The organism is Sphingomonas prati (genome assembly GCF_014643515.1).
Classification (GTDB): Bacteria; Pseudomonadota; Alphaproteobacteria; order Sphingomonadales; family Sphingomonadaceae; genus Sphingomonas_R; species Sphingomonas_R prati.
In genome coordinates, this window is the sequence record NZ_BMJP01000001.1 from 385,261 (window position 1) to 404,270 (window position 19,010).

Sequence of the window (19,010 nt, forward strand, 5' to 3'; positions counted from 1 at the left end):
TCCCCCGGCACCCTCCCCCCGAACGGACGCACAGCCATGGCCGCAGACACCAAGCCCAACCCGTCGCAGGGGCGCACGCTCGATGCGCTCAACTTCTTCCTGGCGGACGTGCGAGACGGGCTCGGACCGTATCTCGCCATTTACCTGCTCGCAGTCCGGGGCCCGGCACATGGCTGGAACGAGGCGACGGTCGGCCTCGTCCTGACGATCGCCGGGATCGTCGGGCTGCTCGGCCAGACGCCCGCGGGCAGCCTGATCGACCGCAGCCGGAACAAGCCGCGGACCGTGATGATCGCCGCGCTGCTGGTGACGATCAGCAGCCTGTCGCTGCCCGTTGTCTCCGGCTTCACGTTCGTCGCGATCACGCAATCGGTGGCGGCAGTGGCGGGCGCGGTGTTCGCACCCGCGATCTCGGCGATCACGCTGGGGCTGGTGGGGCCCAAGCTGTTCGCGCGACGGGTCGGGCGGAACGAGGCGTTCAATCATGCCGGCAACGCGGTGTCGGCCGCGCTGGCCGGCGTCCTCGCGTGGAATTTCGGGCCGGTCGTGGTGTTCTGGCTGATGGGCGGGCTGACCGTGGCGAGCATCGTCACGACCATGCGGATCCGCAACGCGGACATCGACAATGCGGTCGCACGCGGGCTCGAGTGCGAGCCGGAGGAAGGGTGCGAGGAGCTGAGCGGGTGGAAGGCGCTCGTCGAAAACCGGCCGCTGCTGCTGTTCGCGGTGATCGCGTTCCTGTTCCACCTCGCCAATGCCGCGATGCTGACGTCGGTCAGCCAGCTGCTGTCGCGCACGGTGGGCAAGGACCAGGCGACGTCGCTGACCGCCGCGTGCATCGTCGCGGCGCAGCTGGTGATGGTGCCGGTCGCGGTGATCGTCGGGCGCAACACCGATCGCTGGGGGACGAAGCCGCTGTTTCTGGTCGCGTTCGGCGTACTCGCGGCGCGCGGGGCGCTCTACACCGTGTCGAACAATCCTTGGTGGCTGGTCGGAGTGCAGGCGCTGGACGGGGTCGGCGCGGGCATCTTCGGCGCGCTGTTCCCCGTGCTGATCGCGGACCTGACCAAGGGGACCGGGCGGTTCAACGTCAGCCAGGGCGCGGTCGCCAGCGCGCAGGGGCTGGGTGCGGCGCTGTCCGCATCGCTGGCCGGCGGGATCATCGTGTCGGCGGGCTATGCCGCGGGGTTCCTGACGCTCGCCGGGATCGCCGTGGCGGGTCTCGCGCTCTACGCAATCGCGATGCCGGAGACGAAAAAGGGGTGACCCAAAAAAATTTTCCGGCGACATTCTTGACGGTCGGGACACTCGAATTATCTCGCTCGCCGTCGGATGCGTTGATCGGTCCGGCACCCAAGTTGAGGGCACCGGCTCTCCCGGTGCTCCTTGTGCTCAGATTGCTCATGAGGAGGATTTGGATATGAGGACGAGCTTCGATTTCACTCCCTATCGGCGGTCCACGGTCGGTTTCGACCGGCTGTTCGACCTGCTCGAAACCAATGCGCGCGTCGAGACGGTCGACAGCTACCCGCCGTTCGATATCGAGCGCGAGAGTGAGGACAGCTACCAGATCACGCTGGCGGTGGCCGGGTTCCGGCCCGAGGACATCGACATCGTGGCGCAGGACAACCAGCTGACCGTCAGCGGGCGCCGGCCGGACGAGCGCGACGAGGGCCGCTTCGTCCACCGCGGCATCGCGACCCGCGCGTTCGAGCGACGCTTCCAGCTCGCCGATTTCGTGCAGGTGCAGGGCGCGCGGTTCGACAACGGACTGTTGCGCATCGCGCTGCGCCGCGAGGTGCCGGAGGCGATGAAGCCGCGCCGGATCGAGATCGCGAGCGCGAGCACCGCGGCCAACGACCGGATCGAAGCGCCGGTCGCGGATCGCAACGCCGCCTGATCCCACGTAGCGAGGTGCGAGCGGGCCGCCGCCGGTTTCGGGACCGGCGGCGGCCCTTTTTGTTGTCCGCGGCGTTCGATCAAACCGGTGCATGCCGCCGCCACCTTGGGCTATGGGGTGCGCGACGCGGCTCGGCCGCAACGGAAGGGTGAGCATGACATCGACGGAACAGCCGGCGGGCGCGGCCCCGCTCGGTCGCGGGCTGACGTTCGCGATGGCGGCGGCGGCGGGCGTCGCGGTGGCCAACATCTACTACAACCAGCCGATGCTGGGCGTGATGGAGCGCGACCTGCCCGGCGGGATCATGCCGCTGGTGCCGACCGCGACGCAGCTGGGCTATGCCGCCGGGCTGTTCCTGCTCGTCCCGCTGGGCGACCTGGTCGAACGGCGGCGGCTGATCGTGGTGCAGTTCATCGGGCTGGCGGCCGCGCTGGCGATGGTGGCGGCGGCGCCCGGTGCGGCGCTGGTGCTGGTCGCCTCGCTGCTTGTCGGCGTGCTGGCGACCGTCGCGCAGCAGATCGTGCCGTTCGCCGCCCATCTGGCGACGCCGGAACGGCGCGGGGCGACGGTCGGCACCGTCATGGCGGGGCTGCTCTGCGGCATTCTGCTCAGCCGGACGCTTGCCGGGTTCGTCGCGACCCATGCGGGGTGGCGGGAGATGTTCTGGCTGGGCGTGCCGATGGCGCTGGGCGCGGCGGCTGTGATGGCGATGCGGCTGCCGCGCAGCATGCCGGCGGCGGAGATGCGCTACACCGCGTTGATCGCGTCGCTGGCCGATCTATGGCGGACCTTCCCCGCGCTGCGCCGTGCGGCGGTGACGCAGGCGCTGCTGTTCGGCGGGTTCAGCGCGTTCTGGACGATCCTGGCGCTCCTGCTCCAGACGCCGGCGTTCGGTATGGGCGCGGACGTCGCCGGGCTGTTCGGCGTGGTGGGCGCGGTCGGCGTGCTGGCCGCGCCGATCGCCGGGCGGATCGCGGATCGCCGCGGGCCGAAGCCGGTGATCCTGCTGGGCGCGGCGCTGACGCTGGTCGCCTGGATCATCTTCGGGCTGTGGACTTCGATCGCCGGGCTGATCGTCGGCGTGATCCTGCTCGATTTCGGGGTGCAGGGCGCGCTGGTGTCGAACCAGCATATCGTGTTCGCGCTGCGGCCCGAAGCACGGGCGCGGCTCAACACCATCTTCATGGGCGCGATGTTCCTGGGCGGCGCTGCGGGCTCGGCCACCGCGATCTGGGCTTGGGGCGCGGGCTGGACCGCGGTGTCGATGTTCGGCGGTACGCTGTCCGCCGCGGCGCTGCTGATCCAGCTGCTGCACGCGCGGCGGTAGGAAATTGAAGCCGCCGGTCCCTCCCCGGGGACCGGCGGGATCACGCGTCAAAAGCGGGCGCGGACACCGGCGCGGTAGAAGCGGCCGAGCGTGTCGTACAGCGCCGGATTAACGTCCAAACCGGTATTGGTCTGCGGTGCGGCCGCCGGATCATGGTCGAACACGTTTTCCACGCGAACGAACGCGCTGACCTGCTTGGTCAGGTTCACCGATCCACCGACGTCGACATAGAAGGCACCCTTCATCTTATTGTAGTCGATCGTCGGATTGTTGGCGGTCGAGGCGGGACAGCCCGTCGTGCAGACGACATACTGGTTGCCGAAATTGCCGTCCGAGAACCAGCGTTGCTGGACGTTTATGCTGAACAGGTCGTTGTCGTAGCTCTGCGTCGCCAGCCATTTCCAGTTGGGCGTCGCGCCGTTGTTGGCGCCGGCCTGGTCGACCGTGGCGACGCCCGCGATGCCGGCCGCCACCTTGAATTCCCGCACATGAGTGCCGAGCGCGCGGATCGTGAAACTGCCCGGCAGGCCGAGCGGCTGCTTCCAGGCGTAGCTCGCCTCGATATCGAACCCGCTGGTCTTCCACGATGCCAGGTTGAACGGTTGGACGTTCACGAAATTGCCGCCCTGCGTCGGGCTGTTCAGTTCGAAGCCGCCGCAGAACGCCTGGTTCCCTTCGAAACAGAAGCGCACGATCTGGTCCGCCGACAGGGTGGACACGACGCCGTTCAGCTTGATGTTGTAATAGTCGAACGACAGGCTGAGCCCCGGCAGCCAGGACGGACGCGACAGGACGATGCCCGCCTCGGTATTGCGCGCGATTTCAGGCTTCAGGTCGGTGTTACCGACCGTGTTCTGGAAAATCTGCACGGCAGGGCCGCCGAACGGATTGGTGAAGCTGGGCAGCGTCGTGACGGTCGGTGCGGCGAACAGTTCTGACAGGTTCGGCGCGCGCACATCGCGCGACGTGACGGCACGCAGCCGGATGCCGTCGAGCGGCGTCTCCCACGTCCCGCCGATCTTCCACGCCCAAATCGTGCCCGACGTGCTGTAGCGCGTCACGCGGGCGGCGCCGTTCACGTTCGCCTTGCCGATCGCTTCACTGTCGAACAGCGGCAGGTTGAGTTCGAGAAACCCTTCATAGACGTCGTACTTGCCCGTCCCGTTCTTGTAGTTGCCGGCCGCCCAGTTGCTGCCGAGCGTCGAGTTCAGCAGCGGATCGGCCGGATAGGCTTCGCTGTTTGGGCTGACGTCGGTCACGCCGGCACCGTAAGGGTCGCCGCGGACGCGGTAATATTCGCGGCGATATTCGGCACCGAACGCCACCGACAGCGGCCCCGCCCACAGTTCGACCGGCTCGCCCGAAAAGTTCAGGCTGGCGACGTCCTGTTTCAGCGTCGTGCGCTGCAACGGTCCGTTGGCCGGGGTGACATAGGCGAGCGCCGCCGCCGACGGTGTCGCACCGCCGAAGATGTTGATCGGCTGGCACCCCGCCGCGCGCGCCGCCGCATCGGCGCAGACGATCGCGCCGTTCAGCGTGATCGCGTTGGTCGCGGCAACATAACGGTTCTGCAACACGGTCCGCTCGACATCGATCGCCGCCTTGGTGACGCCGTGCTCGTAATAGCCGTCATAGGTCCAGTCGGTGCCGCCGACGTCGAACTTGCCCTTCAGGCCGGCGACGAAGCGATATTGCCGACGATCTGTCTGGACCAGCGGGTTGGGGAAGTTCGCGTTGCTGCTGCCGAAATTGAACTGGGTGATGCCCGCCGTGGCGCATCGATCGCGGACGAGCTGCGGCAGATACGGGTTGGCGCACTGCACGGTCAGGTTGGGGCGGTTGTAGCCCGGGCTCGGCTGGTTGCTGGTCTTCACCTGCGCCACGTTGACCGTGACATAGGCCTCGCTGCTTTCCGCGAAGTCATAACCGATCCGGCCGAAGCCGATCAGCCGTTCGAGTGACGACTTGAGCGAAGCGCCCGAGCCAGGAGCCCCCGAAAGATCGCCACCGACGCAGAAGCTGTTGCCGGGGAAGCAGTTGGTGACGGCGCCGGTACCCGTCGGACGGCCGTTCGACCCGTAGTTGAACTGATACGGCGCACCGTTCTGGTCGAACGCGATCCCCTGCAGCGGCCCGTTGTTGATCAGGCCGTATTTCGCATATTGATAGGGCTGCGCGAAATCGCGATAGTTGAACTGCGGCAGGCCGTTGTTGGTCTGTCCGGTGTTGAGCAACGTCGACGCGCGATACCAGTTGCGCCCCTTGGCCAAGTCGGTGCCGTAATCGCCCGGGCCGACGCCGTCCTCGTCGTCATATTCCCCGCTGACGATCACGTGCAGCCGGTCGTCCAACAACGAAGCGCCGTAGGCCGCCTGGACGAGCGCCTGCTTGTCGTCGCCGTAGCGCGTCACGCCGCCCTGGACGTTGGCCTTGAACCCCTTGAACCGCGTGTCGGTGATGAAGTTGACCACGCCGCCGACCGCGTCGGACCCATAGGATGCGGACGCGCCGCCGGTCACCACGTCGACGCGCTTGATCAACAGCTGAGGGAACATGCTGATGTCCGGCACGCCGGTGACGTTGGCGCCCACCACCCGCTGCCCGTCGAGCAGCGTCAGCGTGCGGATCGCGCCGAGGCCGCGCAGCGAGAAGGAGCTAAGCCCCTGCGTGCCGCTGGACGTGCTGAACGTGCCGGTGGATGCGCCGGTCGATCCCTGCAAGGACGGGAGCTGGGCGATGGTGTTGAAGATATTGGGCTGCGCATTCTTCAGGATCGCGTCCTCGCCGATCACCGTAGTGGGCGTCGGCGCGGCGAACCCGCTCGATGTGATGCGCGTGCCGGTGACGACGATCGATCCGGCGTCCTGCGGCCCTTCGGCGGGCGTGGTGCGCGGCGCAATCGACTGGTCCGGCGCGGCCGGATCGGCGGTGCGGGTGGAGGCCGGGACGCCCGCGTCGGCCGGCGGCGTGACGGGTGTCGCCTGCGCGAAGGCCGGTGCGCTGGCGAGCGATGCGGCCAGCGCCGCGAGGCTGCCGGCGACACGCCATGCAACGGTCGATGTACGAATCCCCTGTTCGGTCGTCATGGTTCATCCCCTGTCGTGCACCGTCGTGCGATGCTTGTTCTAATTACCTCCGAGTTACCGGATTGCGGGGGGTGCGGCACCCGCGACCATGGTCGCGTGTGGCCCGGAAATCACGGCTGCGCGGCGTACAGCGCGTGGTGGGCGAGGATGAACAAAGTGCGGCCGTCCGCCCCGCCGAAGACCAGTTGCAGCGGGCGTTCCGGCACGTCGATCCGCCCCAGTTCGCGGCCGTCCGCGGCGTAGACGAACACCTGCCCGTTCGCGACATAGACCCGCCCGTCCGGCCCGGTCGCCACACTCTCCCCGCCGCGCGGCGCGAAGGCACGCAGGTCGGTCACCGCCCCGCCGGCCCCGAGCAGCCCGCTATAGGTCCGGTTCTCCGACGCGTTGGCGACGTGGATGCGCTGGCCCACCTTGCCGGTGACGAGGCCGTAAGTGTCGAGCGTATCGGAGAAGCGCCAGCCGATGTGATCGGCCGGCCCCTGCTGCCACACGCGGAACGCGGGCAGCACGAGGCTGCCGTCCGGCGAGACATAGTCGCGTGCCTTGGGCACCGCCATGTCGCGCGCGAACATGTCGGCCAGCGTCGGGAAACGGTCGGTCGCCGCGTCATACTGGTCGCGGAATTCGCCATTGTTCCAGAAGCTGCCGGGCAGCGCGACGCTCGCCCCGCGCCGTGTGGCGGCCGCGGTCGGCGCGATCAGCCGCACCTCCGCGGGCTTGCGCGGGTCGATGCTGTAAACCGTCGCGGCGGGGCCGGCGGAGGACAGCACCATCAGGTCGCCGGAGCGATCGACCGCCAGGTTGACCGCATCGAGCGGCGCGTCCGCCACGATCGACAGGCCTTCCCTGGCGGACCAGCCATGAATGCGCTGGAACTGCCGATCAACGAAGTAGAGCTTGCCCGCCGCATCGACCGCCCCGCCGCCGATCGAATAGAAGCCGTCCGCCAGTTTCCGGACCGGCGCGAGCGACGGCGTCGCGGCCGGGGTCGGCGCGTCGGTGACGTCGAGCACCGCGAACTCGCGCTCGCGGATCTCGGTGCCGCGGGTCACGTCGCGGATCGCATTCTCGTACGGGAACTTGCTCGCGCGCAGATAGGTGCCGCAGCCGTTCGCGTCGCAGGTCGAGAAGCCGCTTTCGGCGTTCACGTGGACGTTGCGGAACCGGATGTTCGTCGAATTATACAGCGTCACCGCGGCCGGCGCGGGCTGCAGCGAGCGCGTGACGCGGTACGCGTGCAGGTTCGCGAACAGGATGTCGCGCGAGTTGCGGACCTCCAGTGCGACGGTGTTGCGGCCCTCGCCCGCCTCCTCCTCGGTCTGCGGCGCCAGGAATTCCCAGTTTCGCACGCGGTCCAGCACGATCTCGGCGCGGACATGATGTTCGGCCGACATTTCGTAGACATGGCCCGGCGTGTCGGTATCCGACACGTACAGCCCGGCCTGCGCATAGGTGTTGGGCGTCCACAGCCCGTTGAACGTGCCGCCGCCGCCGTCGGTCACCCACAGGCTGGCATATTGCCCGTCCCAGCGCTTCGCCGGGTCCGCGTCGGCGGTGTGGTTGGCGTTATACGGATCAAAGCGGGTGCCGTCGGGCAGGTTCGTGCCGTGGCCGCCCTGGAACTTCACGTCGTCGACCAGCGATGCCTCGCCCGCGCGCCACAGCAGCGCGGTCGCACGCGGGTTGCGGCCGCCGGTGGCGAGGCCCAGCCCGGACAGGATCGCCGCGCCGCCCTTCGCGCTTTCGATCAGCGCACGCGCGCTGCCGACGCCGCGATAGGCCGGGCTGTCCTCGGCCAGCACGATCTGCGTCAGGCTGGGGTGCAGGCCGATCAGCACGCTGTCGGGGCGGAGCTTCAACGTATCGGTGACGCGGTAGAAGCCGCTCGGGAAATACAGCACGCGGTGGCGATCGATCGCGCGCTGGATCGCGGTGGTGTCGTCCGCGCTGTTGTCGCCGCGCACGCCGAGGGTGCGGACGTTGGTCCAGGTCGTGACCGCGGGCAACGCGCGGATCGCGGGCGCCGGCGTACGCGGACGGGCGGACAGCGCTGCGGCGTCCATCCGGGTCTCGTACGTGCCGGTGGTCGGTGCCCCCGCCCCCGTGCCGTTCAGCGTCAAACCGTAGGTGAACGATCGGACGCGGTACTGCGCCGCGGGGCCGGCCACTGTCCGGCCGCTGTCGCGAAACTGGGCGAACACCGGCGTGCCGCTGGCGGTCGCATTCTCGAACCCGATCTGGGTGTAGGCATTGCCTTCGTTGCTGACGATCACGCCGGCCTTGGCGACGTTCTCGAACCGCACGTCCCGGCCCCACAGCCAGTCGCCATAGCCACGGTCGATCTCGACCCCGACCGGCATGTTGCGGAAGCTGGTGTTGACCAAAGTCAGCCCCGCCTCATGTTCGCGGATGCCGGCGTCGCGCTGCCCCTCGAACGTAGAATCGAGCAGCGTATATTGCCACGCGGGCGACGGTTTCTCGGTGAGGATGCCGTAGCGGCCGCCGTGGAAATGCAGGTCCATCCCCAGATTGCCGACCTGGTAGATCCCGGCCAGCGCCGTCCCGAGCCGGAAATCGATATGGCTGAGATAGGCGTGCTGGGCGGCGTGGGACCGCACCGCAGTGGCGGCCGGATTGCCGTCGCCGATCTCGAAATCGACGTTGGACAGCGCGGAATAGAATGTGCCCGAATTGGCATCGCCGATCCGCGGGTCGAACGGCACGCTGGTCGGCGGCGGCACCGGCACCGGGCCGGTCGCTACCTTTCCGCCAGGGCCGGGCGATGCGCCGCCCGGCCGGTTGCCGGTGAAGAACACCATGCTGCCGACGCCCGTCTGGAACCCCGGCGTGGCGGGCGCGAGCAGGATCACGGGTCGCGTCCGCCCGACGCCGAACAGCCGCACGCCCGGCCACAGGAACAGGCTGCGCGTGATGCGGTACCGGCCGGCGGGCAGGAACACGATGCCGCCGCCGCCCTTCGCCTCCGCCGCGTCGATCGCCGCCTGGATCGCGGCGCTGTCGTCCGCCACGCCGTCGCCGCGCCCCCGCACGGTGACGGCGCGTGGGTCGTCGGTCGCGGCGCCGAACGCCGACACGCCCGATGCGGCGATGGCGGGCGCGGCCGTACCCGCCAGCAAAAGCGCGAGCAGCCCGGCCGCAATACCCGTCTTCATTCCGTCGCGCGCCATCGTCCTGCTCCCTGTCCGGCCTGTCTATTCCCGCTTGCCGCGCGATCCGCGACCGCGACAAAGGTCGCGATAGTCAGGTCGCCCGCCGCCACCGATAGCGATGCCGGGTCGGGCACCGACGCGACAGAAAGAAAATGATGCGACCGGACAGCACCAACACCGCCCCCTGCGCCATCGTCGCGATGGGGGTGAGCGGCAGCGGCAAATCGACGCTGGCGGCATGCCTGGCCGAACGGCTGGCCTGCCCGTTCCTGGAAGGCGACGCGTTCCACGGCGAGGCGAACGTCGCCAAGATGCGCGCCGGCCACCCGCTGACCGACGACGATCGCTGGCCCTGGCTCGACCGGCTGGGCGCGGCGATCGGTGCGGGCGCGCGCGACGGCGGCATCGTGGTCGCGACCTGTTCCGCGCTGAAACGCAGCTACCGCCAGCGGCTCGAAAGCGCGGCCGGCGTGCCTCTGCTGTTCGTGCTGCTCGACGGCGACGCGGGCGCGCTGGCCGGGCGGATCGAGCATCGCCCCGGCCACTATATGCCGGCCAGCCTGCTCGACAGCCAGATCGCCACGCTGGAACGCCCCGCGCCGGACGAACGCGCGGTGACGCTCGACGCGGGCCGGCCGCAGGACGCGCTCTGCAGCGCTGCGCTCGACTGGATCGGCGGGATGCGGGCCGCGCTGCCCCCGCGCTGAACCGCGCGTCACGGCATCAACCGCTTGCGGCCCTGCGACAGGTGCCAGCGCATCGCGAGCGCCGCGCCGTCCGCATCGTGAGCGCGGATCGCCTCGACGATCGCGTCATGCTCCTCCATCATCGCGCCGATCACCTCCGGCGGGCGGGAGCGCGAGATTTCGACCCCCGCCTTCAGGATGCGCAGCACGCCGTCGCGCAGATGGTCGAAGCTCTCGATAAACGCGGGGTTTCCAGTCGCTTCGACGATCGCGCGGTGGAGCAGCCAGTCCTCGTCATGCGCCGGCGCGTTGGACAGCAGCGCCCCGCGCAGCGCCTGCAACGCCTCCTCGATCGCATCCATCTGGTCCGCCGAGCGGCGTTGCCCGGCCAGCCGCGCGGCCTCCGCCTCCAGCACGAACCGCACCTCGTAGGTGCCGAGCGTGGCGGACAGCGCGTGCATCGGCATGAACGAGCCGAGCCGTTCGGACGGCCGCCGCTTGACGTAGGACCCGGCGCCGCGCCGCGCCTCCGTGATGCCGTCCGCTGCCAGCCGGACCAGCGCCTCGCGCACGATCGTGCGCGACATGCCGAACATCTCGCCCAGCCGCGCCTCGGACGGCAGCCGGTCGCCGCTGACCAGCGCGTCATCGTTGATGAGTTGCGCGATCGCGGTGTAGGCGCGATCGGCGAGCCGCCCCTCGCTCATGGCCGTCCCCGCCCGCTCACACGACTAGGCTCAGCAGCAGCACGAACGCCAGGCCGGCGACCGAGATGACGGTCTCCAGCATCGACCAGGTGCGGAACGTGTCCGCCGTACTGGTCCCGACATAGCTTTTCACCAGCCAGAAACCCGGATCGTTGACGTGGCTGAAGAACACCGATCCCGCGCCGATCGCCAGCACGACCAGTTCGGGCGACACGCCCGACCCGGTGACGACGCCCGACATCACGCCGACCGCGGTGATCGTCGCGACCGTCGCCGATCCCGCCGCCAGCCGGATGCAGACCGCTACCAGCCAGCCGAGCAGCAGCGGCGAGATCGCGTGCATCAACACCAGTCGGGCGAGCAGATCGGACAAGCCGGCGGTCACCAGCACCTGTTTCAGCGCGCCGCCCGCGCCGATCGCGAGCAGGATCGCGCCGGCCGAGATCATCGTTTCGTGCCAGACCGCATCCTGGATCGCCGCCTCGCTGAGCCGCCGCCCGAACAGCAGGGGAAGTGCCACGAGGTTGGTGACGAGCAGCGCCACCACCGGGTTGCTCGCCGCGACCAGACCGGCGGCACCCTTCAGACCCGGCACGAACTGCCCCAGCTCCCCGGTCGCGATCAGCAGGACGGGCAAAAGCACGACGAGCAGCGACACGGCGCGCCCCGGCGGGGCGATCGTGACGGTCGGTTCGGTGATGGCGAGCGGTTCGAGCCGGACGCCCGGCGTCACGAACCGCGCCAGCACCGGCCCCGCCAGGATCGCGGTCGGGATCGCGATCAGGATTCCGTAGAACATCGTAAGCCCAAGGTTCGCCCCCAGCGCCTCGACCGCGAGCAGCGGCCCGGGATGCGGCGGCACAAGCGCGTGGACCACGCCCAGCCCGGCCAGCGCGGGCATGATGAGCCGCAGCTTGCCCGCATCGCGCACCGCGCCGCTTTCCTCGTCACGGTGCATCGCGTCGGCCGCGGCAACCACGATCGGCAGCAGCAGGACGAGCCCCGTCTCGAAGAACAGCGGCAGCCCGATGACCATCGCGATCCCGAGCGTCGCCCACGGCGCGGCCCGCACACCGGTCAGCCGCAACGCACCGGTCGCGAGCGACGCCGCCCCCCCCGACAGATGCAGCATCGCGCCGAGCGACAGGCCAAGCGCCACGACCAGCCCGGTCCCGCCGATGATGTCGCCGACGCCCTTCTGCACCGCCTTGGCCGTCTCGCCGATCGGCAGGCCAGCGAGTATGCCCACGGTGAACGCGCCGCACAGCAGCCCGATGAACGGGTGCAACCGCCCGCGCACGATCATCACGACGGCCAGGATGATGCCGGCCAGTGCCGCCAGGACGAGTCGGGTATCGGCGCCGGTCACGGGCGAAATCCGGGCGTCGCTACGGGATCGGTCCTGACCGTCATGTTCGTCCTCCCCCGCGGCGCATTCGCCTGCTCGTTAACGTGAACGCTGTAGGACAGCTATTTCGGGAATAACACCATAAAAGGCTTGCCGAGCCATCAAAAGAGGCGATCATATGGATATCTGTCCAACAGAATCCGGAATCACCGGAATGTCGGACGGGGGCACGGAGTCGCGCTGACGGAACGGTCTGACGGCTGCGACCGGACAGGGAAAAGGGACGAGAGGATGACGATGGAGAGGAACGCCCACAGCGCGATCGCGCCGATGCCGGAAACCGCGCACGCGGACGGCGGGCCGGCGACGCAATTCACGCCCACCCAGATCAAGGTGCTGCGCGGCGTCCATTCGGGGCAGCTGAACAAACAGATCGCGTACGACCTGGGCATCGCCGAGGCGACCGTGAAGGCGCACATGACGACGCTGATGCGCAAGCTGAACGTCCGCAACCGGACGCAGGCTGCGATCGCTGCGCAGCGGATGTCGCTGTCGCTCTGACCGCGCGACTGCACGGGCCGACCGCCGGCACGATAGAATTTCGGGGGAGAGAATCGATGAAGTCATGGTGCCTTGCGGGCGCGGCGCTGCTGCTGCCTGTCCCTGCCCTCGCGGCGACGGCGGGCTCGACCTCCGTCTACCTCCAGGCGCCGGCCGATCCGCGCGCGATCACCGTGCACGGCGTGGGCGACGGCCGTGCGGACGACAGTGCCGCGATCCAGCAGGCGATCGATGCCGCCGCCGCAGGTGGCCATGGCGGCGTCGTGTTCCTGCCGTCGGGCCGGTACCGCATCACCCGGACGATCTTCGTCAAAACGGCGGTGCGGGTGTTCGGCGTGGGCAAGACGCGGCCGGTGATCCTGCTGGCGGACGGGACGCCGGGCTACGGATCCGGCGTGGCGGCGATGGTCAGCTTCACCGGGGAGGACCAGTACCGCGTCGGCAAGGCGCCCGTGCCGCCGCGCACCAGCGTGCCGTTCGATCCGGCGATCTTCGACGCGACGTCGAGCACCTTCTACTCCACGCTGTCCAACGTCGATTTCGCGATCGGCGAACGCAATGCCGGCGCGGTCGCGGTGCGGTTCCGCGTCGCGCAGCACGGCTATCTGCGCCACATCGATTTCCACACCGGGTCAGGTCTGGCCGGCGTGTACCAGGCGGGCAACGAGTTCGAGGACCTGAACTTCCACGGCGGCCGCTACGGCATCATCTCCGAAAAGACGTCGCCCGCCTGGCAGTTCACGCTGATCGATTCGACGTTTGATGGACAACGCGACGCCGCGATCCGCGAACATGAGCTTGGGCTGACGCTGGTCAACGTCGCGATCCGCAACACGCCGGTCGGGATCGAGATCGACAACGGCTATTCCGATTCGCTCTGGGGCAAGGACGTCCGGTTCGAGAATGTCGCGCAGGCCGGCGTGCTGATCTCGAACGAGAACAATGTCCTGACGCAGATCGGGTTCGACAATGCGGTGGCGACCGGGACGCCGACGTTCGCGCGGTTCCGCGACAGTGGGCGCACCGTGGCGGGCCAGGGCCGGCAATACCGGGTCACCGACTTCTCCTACGGGCTGAAACTGCCCGCGCTCGGCACGATCGGGGCGTTCGCGACCGACGTGAGGATGGCGCCGCTCGGACGCATGCTCGCCCGCCCCGCCCCCGCGATCCGCGCGCTCCCGCCGGTCAAGGACTGGGCAAACGTCCGCGACTTCGGCGTGAAGGGCGACGACACGACGGACGACACCGCCGCGTTCCAGCGCGCGATCGACACGCACCGCGTCGTGTACCTGCCGATGGGGCGGTACCGCGTGTCCGATACGCTGCGGCTGCGGCCGGACAGCGTACTGATCGCGTTGCACCCCAGCCTGACGCACATCTACCTGCCCGACGAAACGCCCGCCTTCATGGGTGTCGGCGCGGCAAAGGGGCTGATCGAGTCGGCGCGCGGCGGCAACGCGATCGTCCACGGCGTCGGCCTCTGGACCGGCGGCGTGAACCCGCGGGCGAGCGCGCTCGTCTGGCGCGCCGGCGAGGCGTCGATGGTCAACGACGTGAAGATCCAGGGCGGCGGCGGCACGGTGCTGACCAAGGGCAGTCCCATCGGGTTCGGCAACCCGAAAGCGCGGTTCGACGGGCAGCATCCCAGCATCTGGGTGACCGACGGCGGCGGCGGCACGTTCGCGGCGGTCTGGTCCCCCAACACACTGGCGTCGGCGGGCTTCTACGTGTCGAACACCAAGACGCCCGGCCATGTCTACGAGCTGTCGGCCGAACATCATTACCGAGCGGAAATCGTGCTCGATAATGTGGAGAACTGGGAGTTCCTCGCGCCGCAGACCGAGCAGGAGGTGCGCGACGGCGTCGACGCGATTTCGACCGAGTTCCGCAATTCGCGCAACATCCTGTTCGCCAACTATCACGGCTACCGCGTCACGCGCTCCGCCAAGCCGATGGATGCGGCGGTGAAGCTTTATAATTCGGGCAACATCCGGTTCCGCAACGTCCATGTGAACGCCGAAAGCGCGTTCGCCAGTTGCGACGCCAAGGGCTGCGGGACCTATGTCCGCGCGAGCAAGTTCCCGTTCGAAAACGCGATCAAGGACATGACGCGTCAACAGGAGGTCCGAGAGCGCGAGTTCGCCAGCCTCGACGTGCCCGCCGCTCCGGCACAGGCGGCGCAGGCCCCAGCCATCCCAGTGACGCCGGGCGTGCGCAAACTCGCCGGCGGCTTCTACTCGATCGCCGGCGCCGCCACCGATGCGAAGGGCAAGCTGTACTTCATCGACCGCCAGTTCCAGCGCATCCATGGCTGGACGGACGCGGAGGGGCTGTCGATCGTCAGCGACGCGACGCTCGATCCGGTCAACCTGGCCGTGGCCCGCCTAGGCGACCTGCTCGTGCTGTCTTCGGCCGGGCGCGACGGCACGGTCTACAGCATCGATCCGGCCAAGCCCGCCGACGTGCGCGTCATCCCGCCGACGCCGGTGCGCGCGCGACGGAGCGCGGCGACCTTGCTGCCGGTCAACGTCTGGGCGAACGGCGAATTCGCGGACCGGATCGATCCGGTGACCTACCGTTTCCCGACGCTGGCCGACTTCTTCACGCGCGGGTTGGGCGAGCCGAAACCGCAGGAATATGTCTCACCCGACGGGTCGCTGGTGCTGCCCGCGTTCCGCGTGTGGAACCAGGGGCCGGACGATCATCAGGGCTGGCGCTGGTCCGATACGCTCGACGCGCACGGCTTCGTCGGCGCGCCGGTCGGGTCGCGCGTGTTCTTGACCAACGCGTCGGAGAACCGCACCTACAGTGGCTTGGTCGGCGACGGCGGCCGGGTGACGGACCTGAAGATCGCGGCGGACCGCGGCGGCGAAAGCGTGGCGCGCGACGCGGCCGGCAACCTGTACGTCGCGAACGGACAGGTGTTCGTCTACGCGCCGGACGGCACGCTTACTCGCCGGATCGACGTGCCGGAACGCCCGCTGCAACTCGTGATCGGCGGGGCGGACGGACAGACCCTGTTCATCCTGGCGCATCACACGCTGTACGCGACGACGCTCTGACGGACTGGCTCCGCCGCCGGAGCCAGCGCCGCAGCCCGGTGTAGAACAGGATCGCCGGCAGCAGCCCGGCGACGAAGGCGAGCACCCGCCCTGTCAGGCCGAACGCCTCGCCGCCGTGCAGCGGGTGCAGCCAGTTCATGACGGTATCGCCGCCGCTGCCGTCCAACCCGTCGCGCACCGCGACGATCCGGCCGTCGTGCGGGTCGAGCCAGACGTTGGTGCGCGGGAAGCGCCGGCTGGGTTCGCCGGGGCGCGACAGGTTGATCCGCACCGTGCCGGTCGCGCCGGTCGGCGTCTCGATCCAGGCAAGCGCGCCGTCCGGAAACCGCGCCTGCGCGATCGCGACGAGCCGGTCGACCGGGACCGCGCCCTGCCCCGCCGCTACGGTCGGGCGGGGCGGGGTGGTGATCGGCAAGGCCAGCGTGATGACCGCACGCGTCTGATCGGGCAGGTCGAGCATCGCCCCCGTCGCTGTGACGACGAGCAGCAGGACGAGCCCGAGCAGCCCGTTCAGCTTGTGCCAGTCGTACAGCCGGCGGATCGGCGCGGCGTCGCGCTTGAACCGCAGCGCGCGCCACCAGCCGCCGGGCCGCGGCCACCATGCCCAAATACCGCTCACGATCAGCAGCAGCATGACGAGCCCGGCGATCCCCATCGCGATCCCGCCCGGCTCCTCCAGCAGCAGCCGGTAATGCAGGTCGTAGAGCCAGGTCACGACCGTATCGCCCCAGAACCCGGTGCGGATCGTCCGCATCGCGACCGGATCGATCCAGACGAGCAGCGGCGCGAACGCGCGGCCCGCGGTCTCCCTCGGCTTGTAGTAACGCGCCGGGATCGCGCCGCCCGCCTCAGTCACCTCGATCCGCCAGGCCCCGGTGCGGGTCGGATGGTCGCGGTGGAGCGTATCGACCACCGCCTGCCACGACGGCGGGCGCGCATCGCCCGGAACCGCGCGCAACGCCGGGTTCAGCGCGGCGTCGATCTCCGGATAGAACACCAAGGCGCTGCCCGTCAGCCCGGCGAAGGCGAACAGCGCGCCGATGGTCAGCCCGAGCCAGAGGTGAACGCGCCGCGCCGTCACGCGCAGCGGCGCGGGGCCCGCACTCACCGGAACCCGACCCGGACGGTGGCGAGCAGCGAGCGGGGATCGGCCGGCGCGTGCAGCCGCTGCGCCCCGTCGTACCAGACATATTCGTAGCGATCATTTGCGAGGTTCTTGACCTGCGCCGACACCGTCACCTGCGGCGTCAGCGTATAGGCCAGCTCCGCATTCAGCACGACATAGTCGCCGTAGCGCCCCTGCGAATTGGCGGGGTCGAGTTCGTAGCTCGACTGCCCATTGCCCCACAGCGACAGCCGGACGCGCGCCGCCGGGTCGAGGTCGATCCCGCCGCTGAACACGTTGCCGGGGACATGATCGATCCGGTTGCCGGCCTGCGACGGGGTCGTCGGATCGGGCGTCACGATCCGCGCGGACTGGCGCGACCAGCTGGCCCAGAGTGCCACGCCGCGGACCGGTTTCACGTCGATCTGCACGTCCACGCCGCGCCGCCGGGTCCGGCCGAGATTGTCGAAATCGCCCGACGGATCGTTCAGGCGGCGCTTCAACTCGCCGCTCGCCGTCTGCTGCCACAGCGCCACGCGCGCCTCCAGCCAGCGCCCGCGGGTCAGCTTCACGCCGCCCTCATACCCCTCATTGACCGATGCGGCGACATCGGTCACCCGCGGCGGCACGAGATACGCGCCGGAGCCCGCCCCGATCTGGAACGTCCGGCCGTAATTGCCGTAGAGCGTGAGCCCAGGCGTGGGCACGACCGCGACGCTCAGCTTGGGCTGGCTGATCGTGCCGTAATCGTTGATCGGCGCGGTGACGGCGGACAGCCGGTCGTGGAAGTCTCCCTCCACCCGGTCGATCCGCCACGCCGGCGTGATCGTCAGCCAGCCGTTCGGCTCGATCACCGCCTGAAGATACCCGCCGTAGACCGTCAGGTCGAACGCCTGGTCGCGCGTCCGGTGGACGAGGACGCGGCGGTCGGTGGTCCAGCGCGAGCTCTGATTGTCCTGCACCTGCACATCGCCGCCCGCCTCGATCATCAGGCTGTGCAGCCCGGCGACCGGCGGGTGGTAATGCAGCGCGACCGTGCCGCCATATTGCCATTCGTCGGCCAGCCGGCGCTGCTGCGCGACGGTGGCGGAATAGCGGACGTAGCGGTCGTCGCGCAGGCTGTTGGCATAGCCCTTCGCACTCAACGCCAGCGTATCGGCGAGGTCGGAATCGAGGTGCAGACTGTACTGCCCGATCCGGCGCCGGCCGCCGTCGGTCTCGGACAGCGGGTAGGATTTGCGCCGGTCGGTATAGGCGTCCGCCTCGGTCAGATAGCCCGGTTCTTGCGCGGTGGCCGTCGACCGCCGAACGATCGCACCCAGCCGGGTACCGCCCAAATCGTAGAACCACTTGCCCGTCAGGTTCAGCCGTTCGAGATCGGCATGGTCGCGGTAGCCGTCCGTCCGGCGGTAGCTGACAAGATAATTCTGGCTGAACCCGCCGCGTTCATAGCCGGCCGACACCTGCCCCTCATAGGTCCCGAACGCGCCGACGATCGCGCGCGTGTCCAGATAGGTGCCGCCGATCCGGGTCAGGATGTTCGCGTTGCCGGCGATGTTGTGCAGGCCCCAGCGCGGGTCGGACGTGCCGCGCACCAGCTCGATCCCGGCGATGTCGAGTGGTGCCACCATGTCGATCCCGGTCATGCCGCCGGCATTGTCGTTGGTCGGCACGCCGTCGATCAGCAGCTTGACCGCGTTGATCTCCCCCTCCCCGTTGAACCCGCGGATCGAGAAGCGGCCGGAAGTCGTCCCCTGGTTGAAATCGGTCAGCACGACGCCGGGCAGCCGGGCGAACAGCTCCCACGCATTGTCGACCGACTGCCGCTGCGCGATGTCGCCGCCCAGCACGTCGACCGAGGTCAGGACGGTATCGGCGGCGCGCGCCATGTTGGGTGCCGTGACGACGATGTCGCCGATAGTGAAACGGGTGTCGCCGTCCGTCACGCCAGGCGACGGTGTGGGAGAAATGGCGGTTTGTGCGAATGCGGGTGTGGCGGCGGCAACAGCCACCACCGACGCGGTCAGCGTAAGGCGGAACATCGGTAAGACCTTC

General features: G+C 69.1%; 12 protein-coding genes. 6 read left to right on the forward strand and 6 right to left on the reverse strand.

What is annotated here, in order from left to right; all coding sequences use genetic code 11:
* Window positions 1–36: 36 nt before the first annotated feature.
* The 3 genes from IEX50_RS01805 to IEX50_RS01815 all read left to right on the forward strand — a co-directional run bounded on the left by IEX50_RS01805 (window position 37) and on the right by IEX50_RS01815 (window position 3,227).
* Window positions 37–1,266, forward strand: a complete 1,230-nt coding sequence (locus IEX50_RS01805; RefSeq protein ID WP_157177237.1) for an MFS transporter — start codon at window positions 37–39, stop codon at window positions 1,264–1,266.
* A 154-nt stretch (window positions 1,267–1,420) separates the two neighbouring features.
* Window positions 1,421–1,900: an Hsp20 family protein gene (locus IEX50_RS01810; RefSeq protein WP_157177238.1), complete on the forward strand. Its 480-nt coding sequence runs from the start codon at window positions 1,421–1,423 to the stop codon at window positions 1,898–1,900.
* Window positions 1,901–2,054: 154 nt separating this feature from the next.
* A complete protein-coding gene (locus IEX50_RS01815; protein WP_198350694.1) occupies window positions 2,055–3,227 on the forward strand; it encodes an MFS transporter in 1,173 nt (390 codons plus the stop codon).
* 47 nt (window positions 3,228–3,274) lie between these two features.
* Here the strand turns inward: IEX50_RS01815 and IEX50_RS01820 are convergent, their stop codons facing one another.
* Both IEX50_RS01820 and IEX50_RS01825 read right to left on the reverse strand, forming a co-directional pair.
* Window positions 3,275–6,313 carry a TonB-dependent receptor plug domain-containing protein gene (locus IEX50_RS01820; protein ID WP_157177239.1) on the reverse strand — a complete coding sequence of 1,013 codons (3,039 nt, stop codon included), beginning with the start codon at window positions 6,311–6,313 and terminating at the stop codon, window positions 3,275–3,277.
* Between the two features lie 110 nt (window positions 6,314–6,423).
* Window positions 6,424–9,504 carry a glycosyl hydrolase family 28-related protein gene (locus IEX50_RS01825; RefSeq protein ID WP_229673578.1) on the reverse strand — a complete coding sequence of 1,027 codons (3,081 nt, stop codon included), beginning with the start codon at window positions 9,502–9,504 and terminating at the stop codon, window positions 6,424–6,426.
* 134 nt (window positions 9,505–9,638) lie between these two features.
* Here IEX50_RS01825 and IEX50_RS01830 point away from each other — a divergent pair, with 134 nt between their 5' ends.
* Window positions 9,639–10,193 carry a gluconokinase gene (locus tag IEX50_RS01830; RefSeq protein WP_157177240.1) on the forward strand — a complete coding sequence of 185 codons (555 nt, stop codon included), beginning with the start codon at window positions 9,639–9,641 and terminating at the stop codon, window positions 10,191–10,193.
* A gap of 8 nt (window positions 10,194–10,201) precedes the next feature.
* On the opposite strand, the gene IEX50_RS01835 is transcribed toward IEX50_RS01830, so the two are convergent.
* Both IEX50_RS01835 and IEX50_RS01840 read right to left on the reverse strand, forming a co-directional pair.
* Window positions 10,202–10,879 (reverse strand): FadR/GntR family transcriptional regulator, encoded by a 678-nt coding sequence (locus IEX50_RS01835; RefSeq protein WP_157177241.1) that lies wholly within the window; start codon window positions 10,877–10,879, stop codon window positions 10,202–10,204.
* A 16-nt stretch (window positions 10,880–10,895) separates the two neighbouring features.
* A complete protein-coding gene (locus IEX50_RS01840; protein WP_157177242.1) occupies window positions 10,896–12,248 on the reverse strand; it encodes a GntP family permease in 1,353 nt (450 codons plus the stop codon).
* 309 nt (window positions 12,249–12,557) lie between these two features.
* On the opposite strand from IEX50_RS01840, the gene IEX50_RS01845 reads away from it, so the two are divergent.
* Both IEX50_RS01845 and IEX50_RS01850 read left to right on the forward strand, forming a co-directional pair.
* Window positions 12,558–12,788 carry a response regulator transcription factor gene (locus IEX50_RS01845; protein WP_157177405.1) on the forward strand — a complete coding sequence of 77 codons (231 nt, stop codon included), beginning with the start codon at window positions 12,558–12,560 and terminating at the stop codon, window positions 12,786–12,788.
* 56 nt (window positions 12,789–12,844) lie between these two features.
* The gene (locus IEX50_RS01850) at window positions 12,845–15,850 is read left to right on the forward strand and encodes a glycosyl hydrolase family 28-related protein (protein WP_157177243.1); all 3,006 of its coding nucleotides are present in this window, start codon (window positions 12,845–12,847) and stop codon (window positions 15,848–15,850) included.
* Here the strand turns inward: IEX50_RS01850 and IEX50_RS01855 are convergent.
* Window positions 15,810–16,958 (reverse strand): PepSY-associated TM helix domain-containing protein, encoded by a 1,149-nt coding sequence (locus IEX50_RS01855; RefSeq protein WP_198350695.1) that lies wholly within the window; start codon window positions 16,956–16,958, stop codon window positions 15,810–15,812. The genes IEX50_RS01850 and IEX50_RS01855 overlap by 41 nt on opposite strands.
* A complete protein-coding gene (locus tag IEX50_RS01860) occupies window positions 16,955–18,997 on the reverse strand; it encodes a TonB-dependent receptor (protein WP_157177244.1) in 2,043 nt (680 codons plus the stop codon). Before IEX50_RS01860 ends, IEX50_RS01855 begins: the two co-directional genes overlap by 4 nt.
* Between the last annotated feature and the right edge of the window lie 13 nt (window positions 18,998–19,010).

Coding starts and splice junctions, on each gene's coding strand:
- IEX50_RS01820 (WP_157177239.1), bottom strand. CDS start 6,313: ATGACGACCGAACAGGGGATTCGTACATCGACCGTTGCATGGCGTGTC.
- IEX50_RS01850 (WP_157177243.1), top strand. CDS start 12,845: ATGAAGTCATGGTGCCTTGCGGGCGCGGCGCTGCTGCTGCCTGTCCCT.
- IEX50_RS01825 (WP_229673578.1), bottom strand. CDS start 9,504: ATGGCGCGCGACGGAATGAAGACGGGTATTGCGGCCGGGCTGCTCGCG.
- IEX50_RS01810 (WP_157177238.1), top strand. CDS start 1,421: ATGAGGACGAGCTTCGATTTCACTCCCTATCGGCGGTCCACGGTCGGT.
- IEX50_RS01805 (WP_157177237.1), top strand. CDS start 37: ATGGCCGCAGACACCAAGCCCAACCCGTCGCAGGGGCGCACGCTCGAT.
- IEX50_RS01830 (WP_157177240.1), top strand. CDS start 9,639: ATGATGCGACCGGACAGCACCAACACCGCCCCCTGCGCCATCGTCGCG.
- IEX50_RS01860 (WP_157177244.1), bottom strand. CDS start 18,997: ATGTTCCGCCTTACGCTGACCGCGTCGGTGGTGGCTGTTGCCGCCGCC.
- IEX50_RS01845 (WP_157177405.1), top strand. CDS start 12,558: ATGCCGGAAACCGCGCACGCGGACGGCGGGCCGGCGACGCAATTCACG.
- IEX50_RS01835 (WP_157177241.1), bottom strand. CDS start 10,879: ATGAGCGAGGGGCGGCTCGCCGATCGCGCCTACACCGCGATCGCGCAA.
- IEX50_RS01815 (WP_198350694.1), top strand. CDS start 2,055: ATGACATCGACGGAACAGCCGGCGGGCGCGGCCCCGCTCGGTCGCGGG.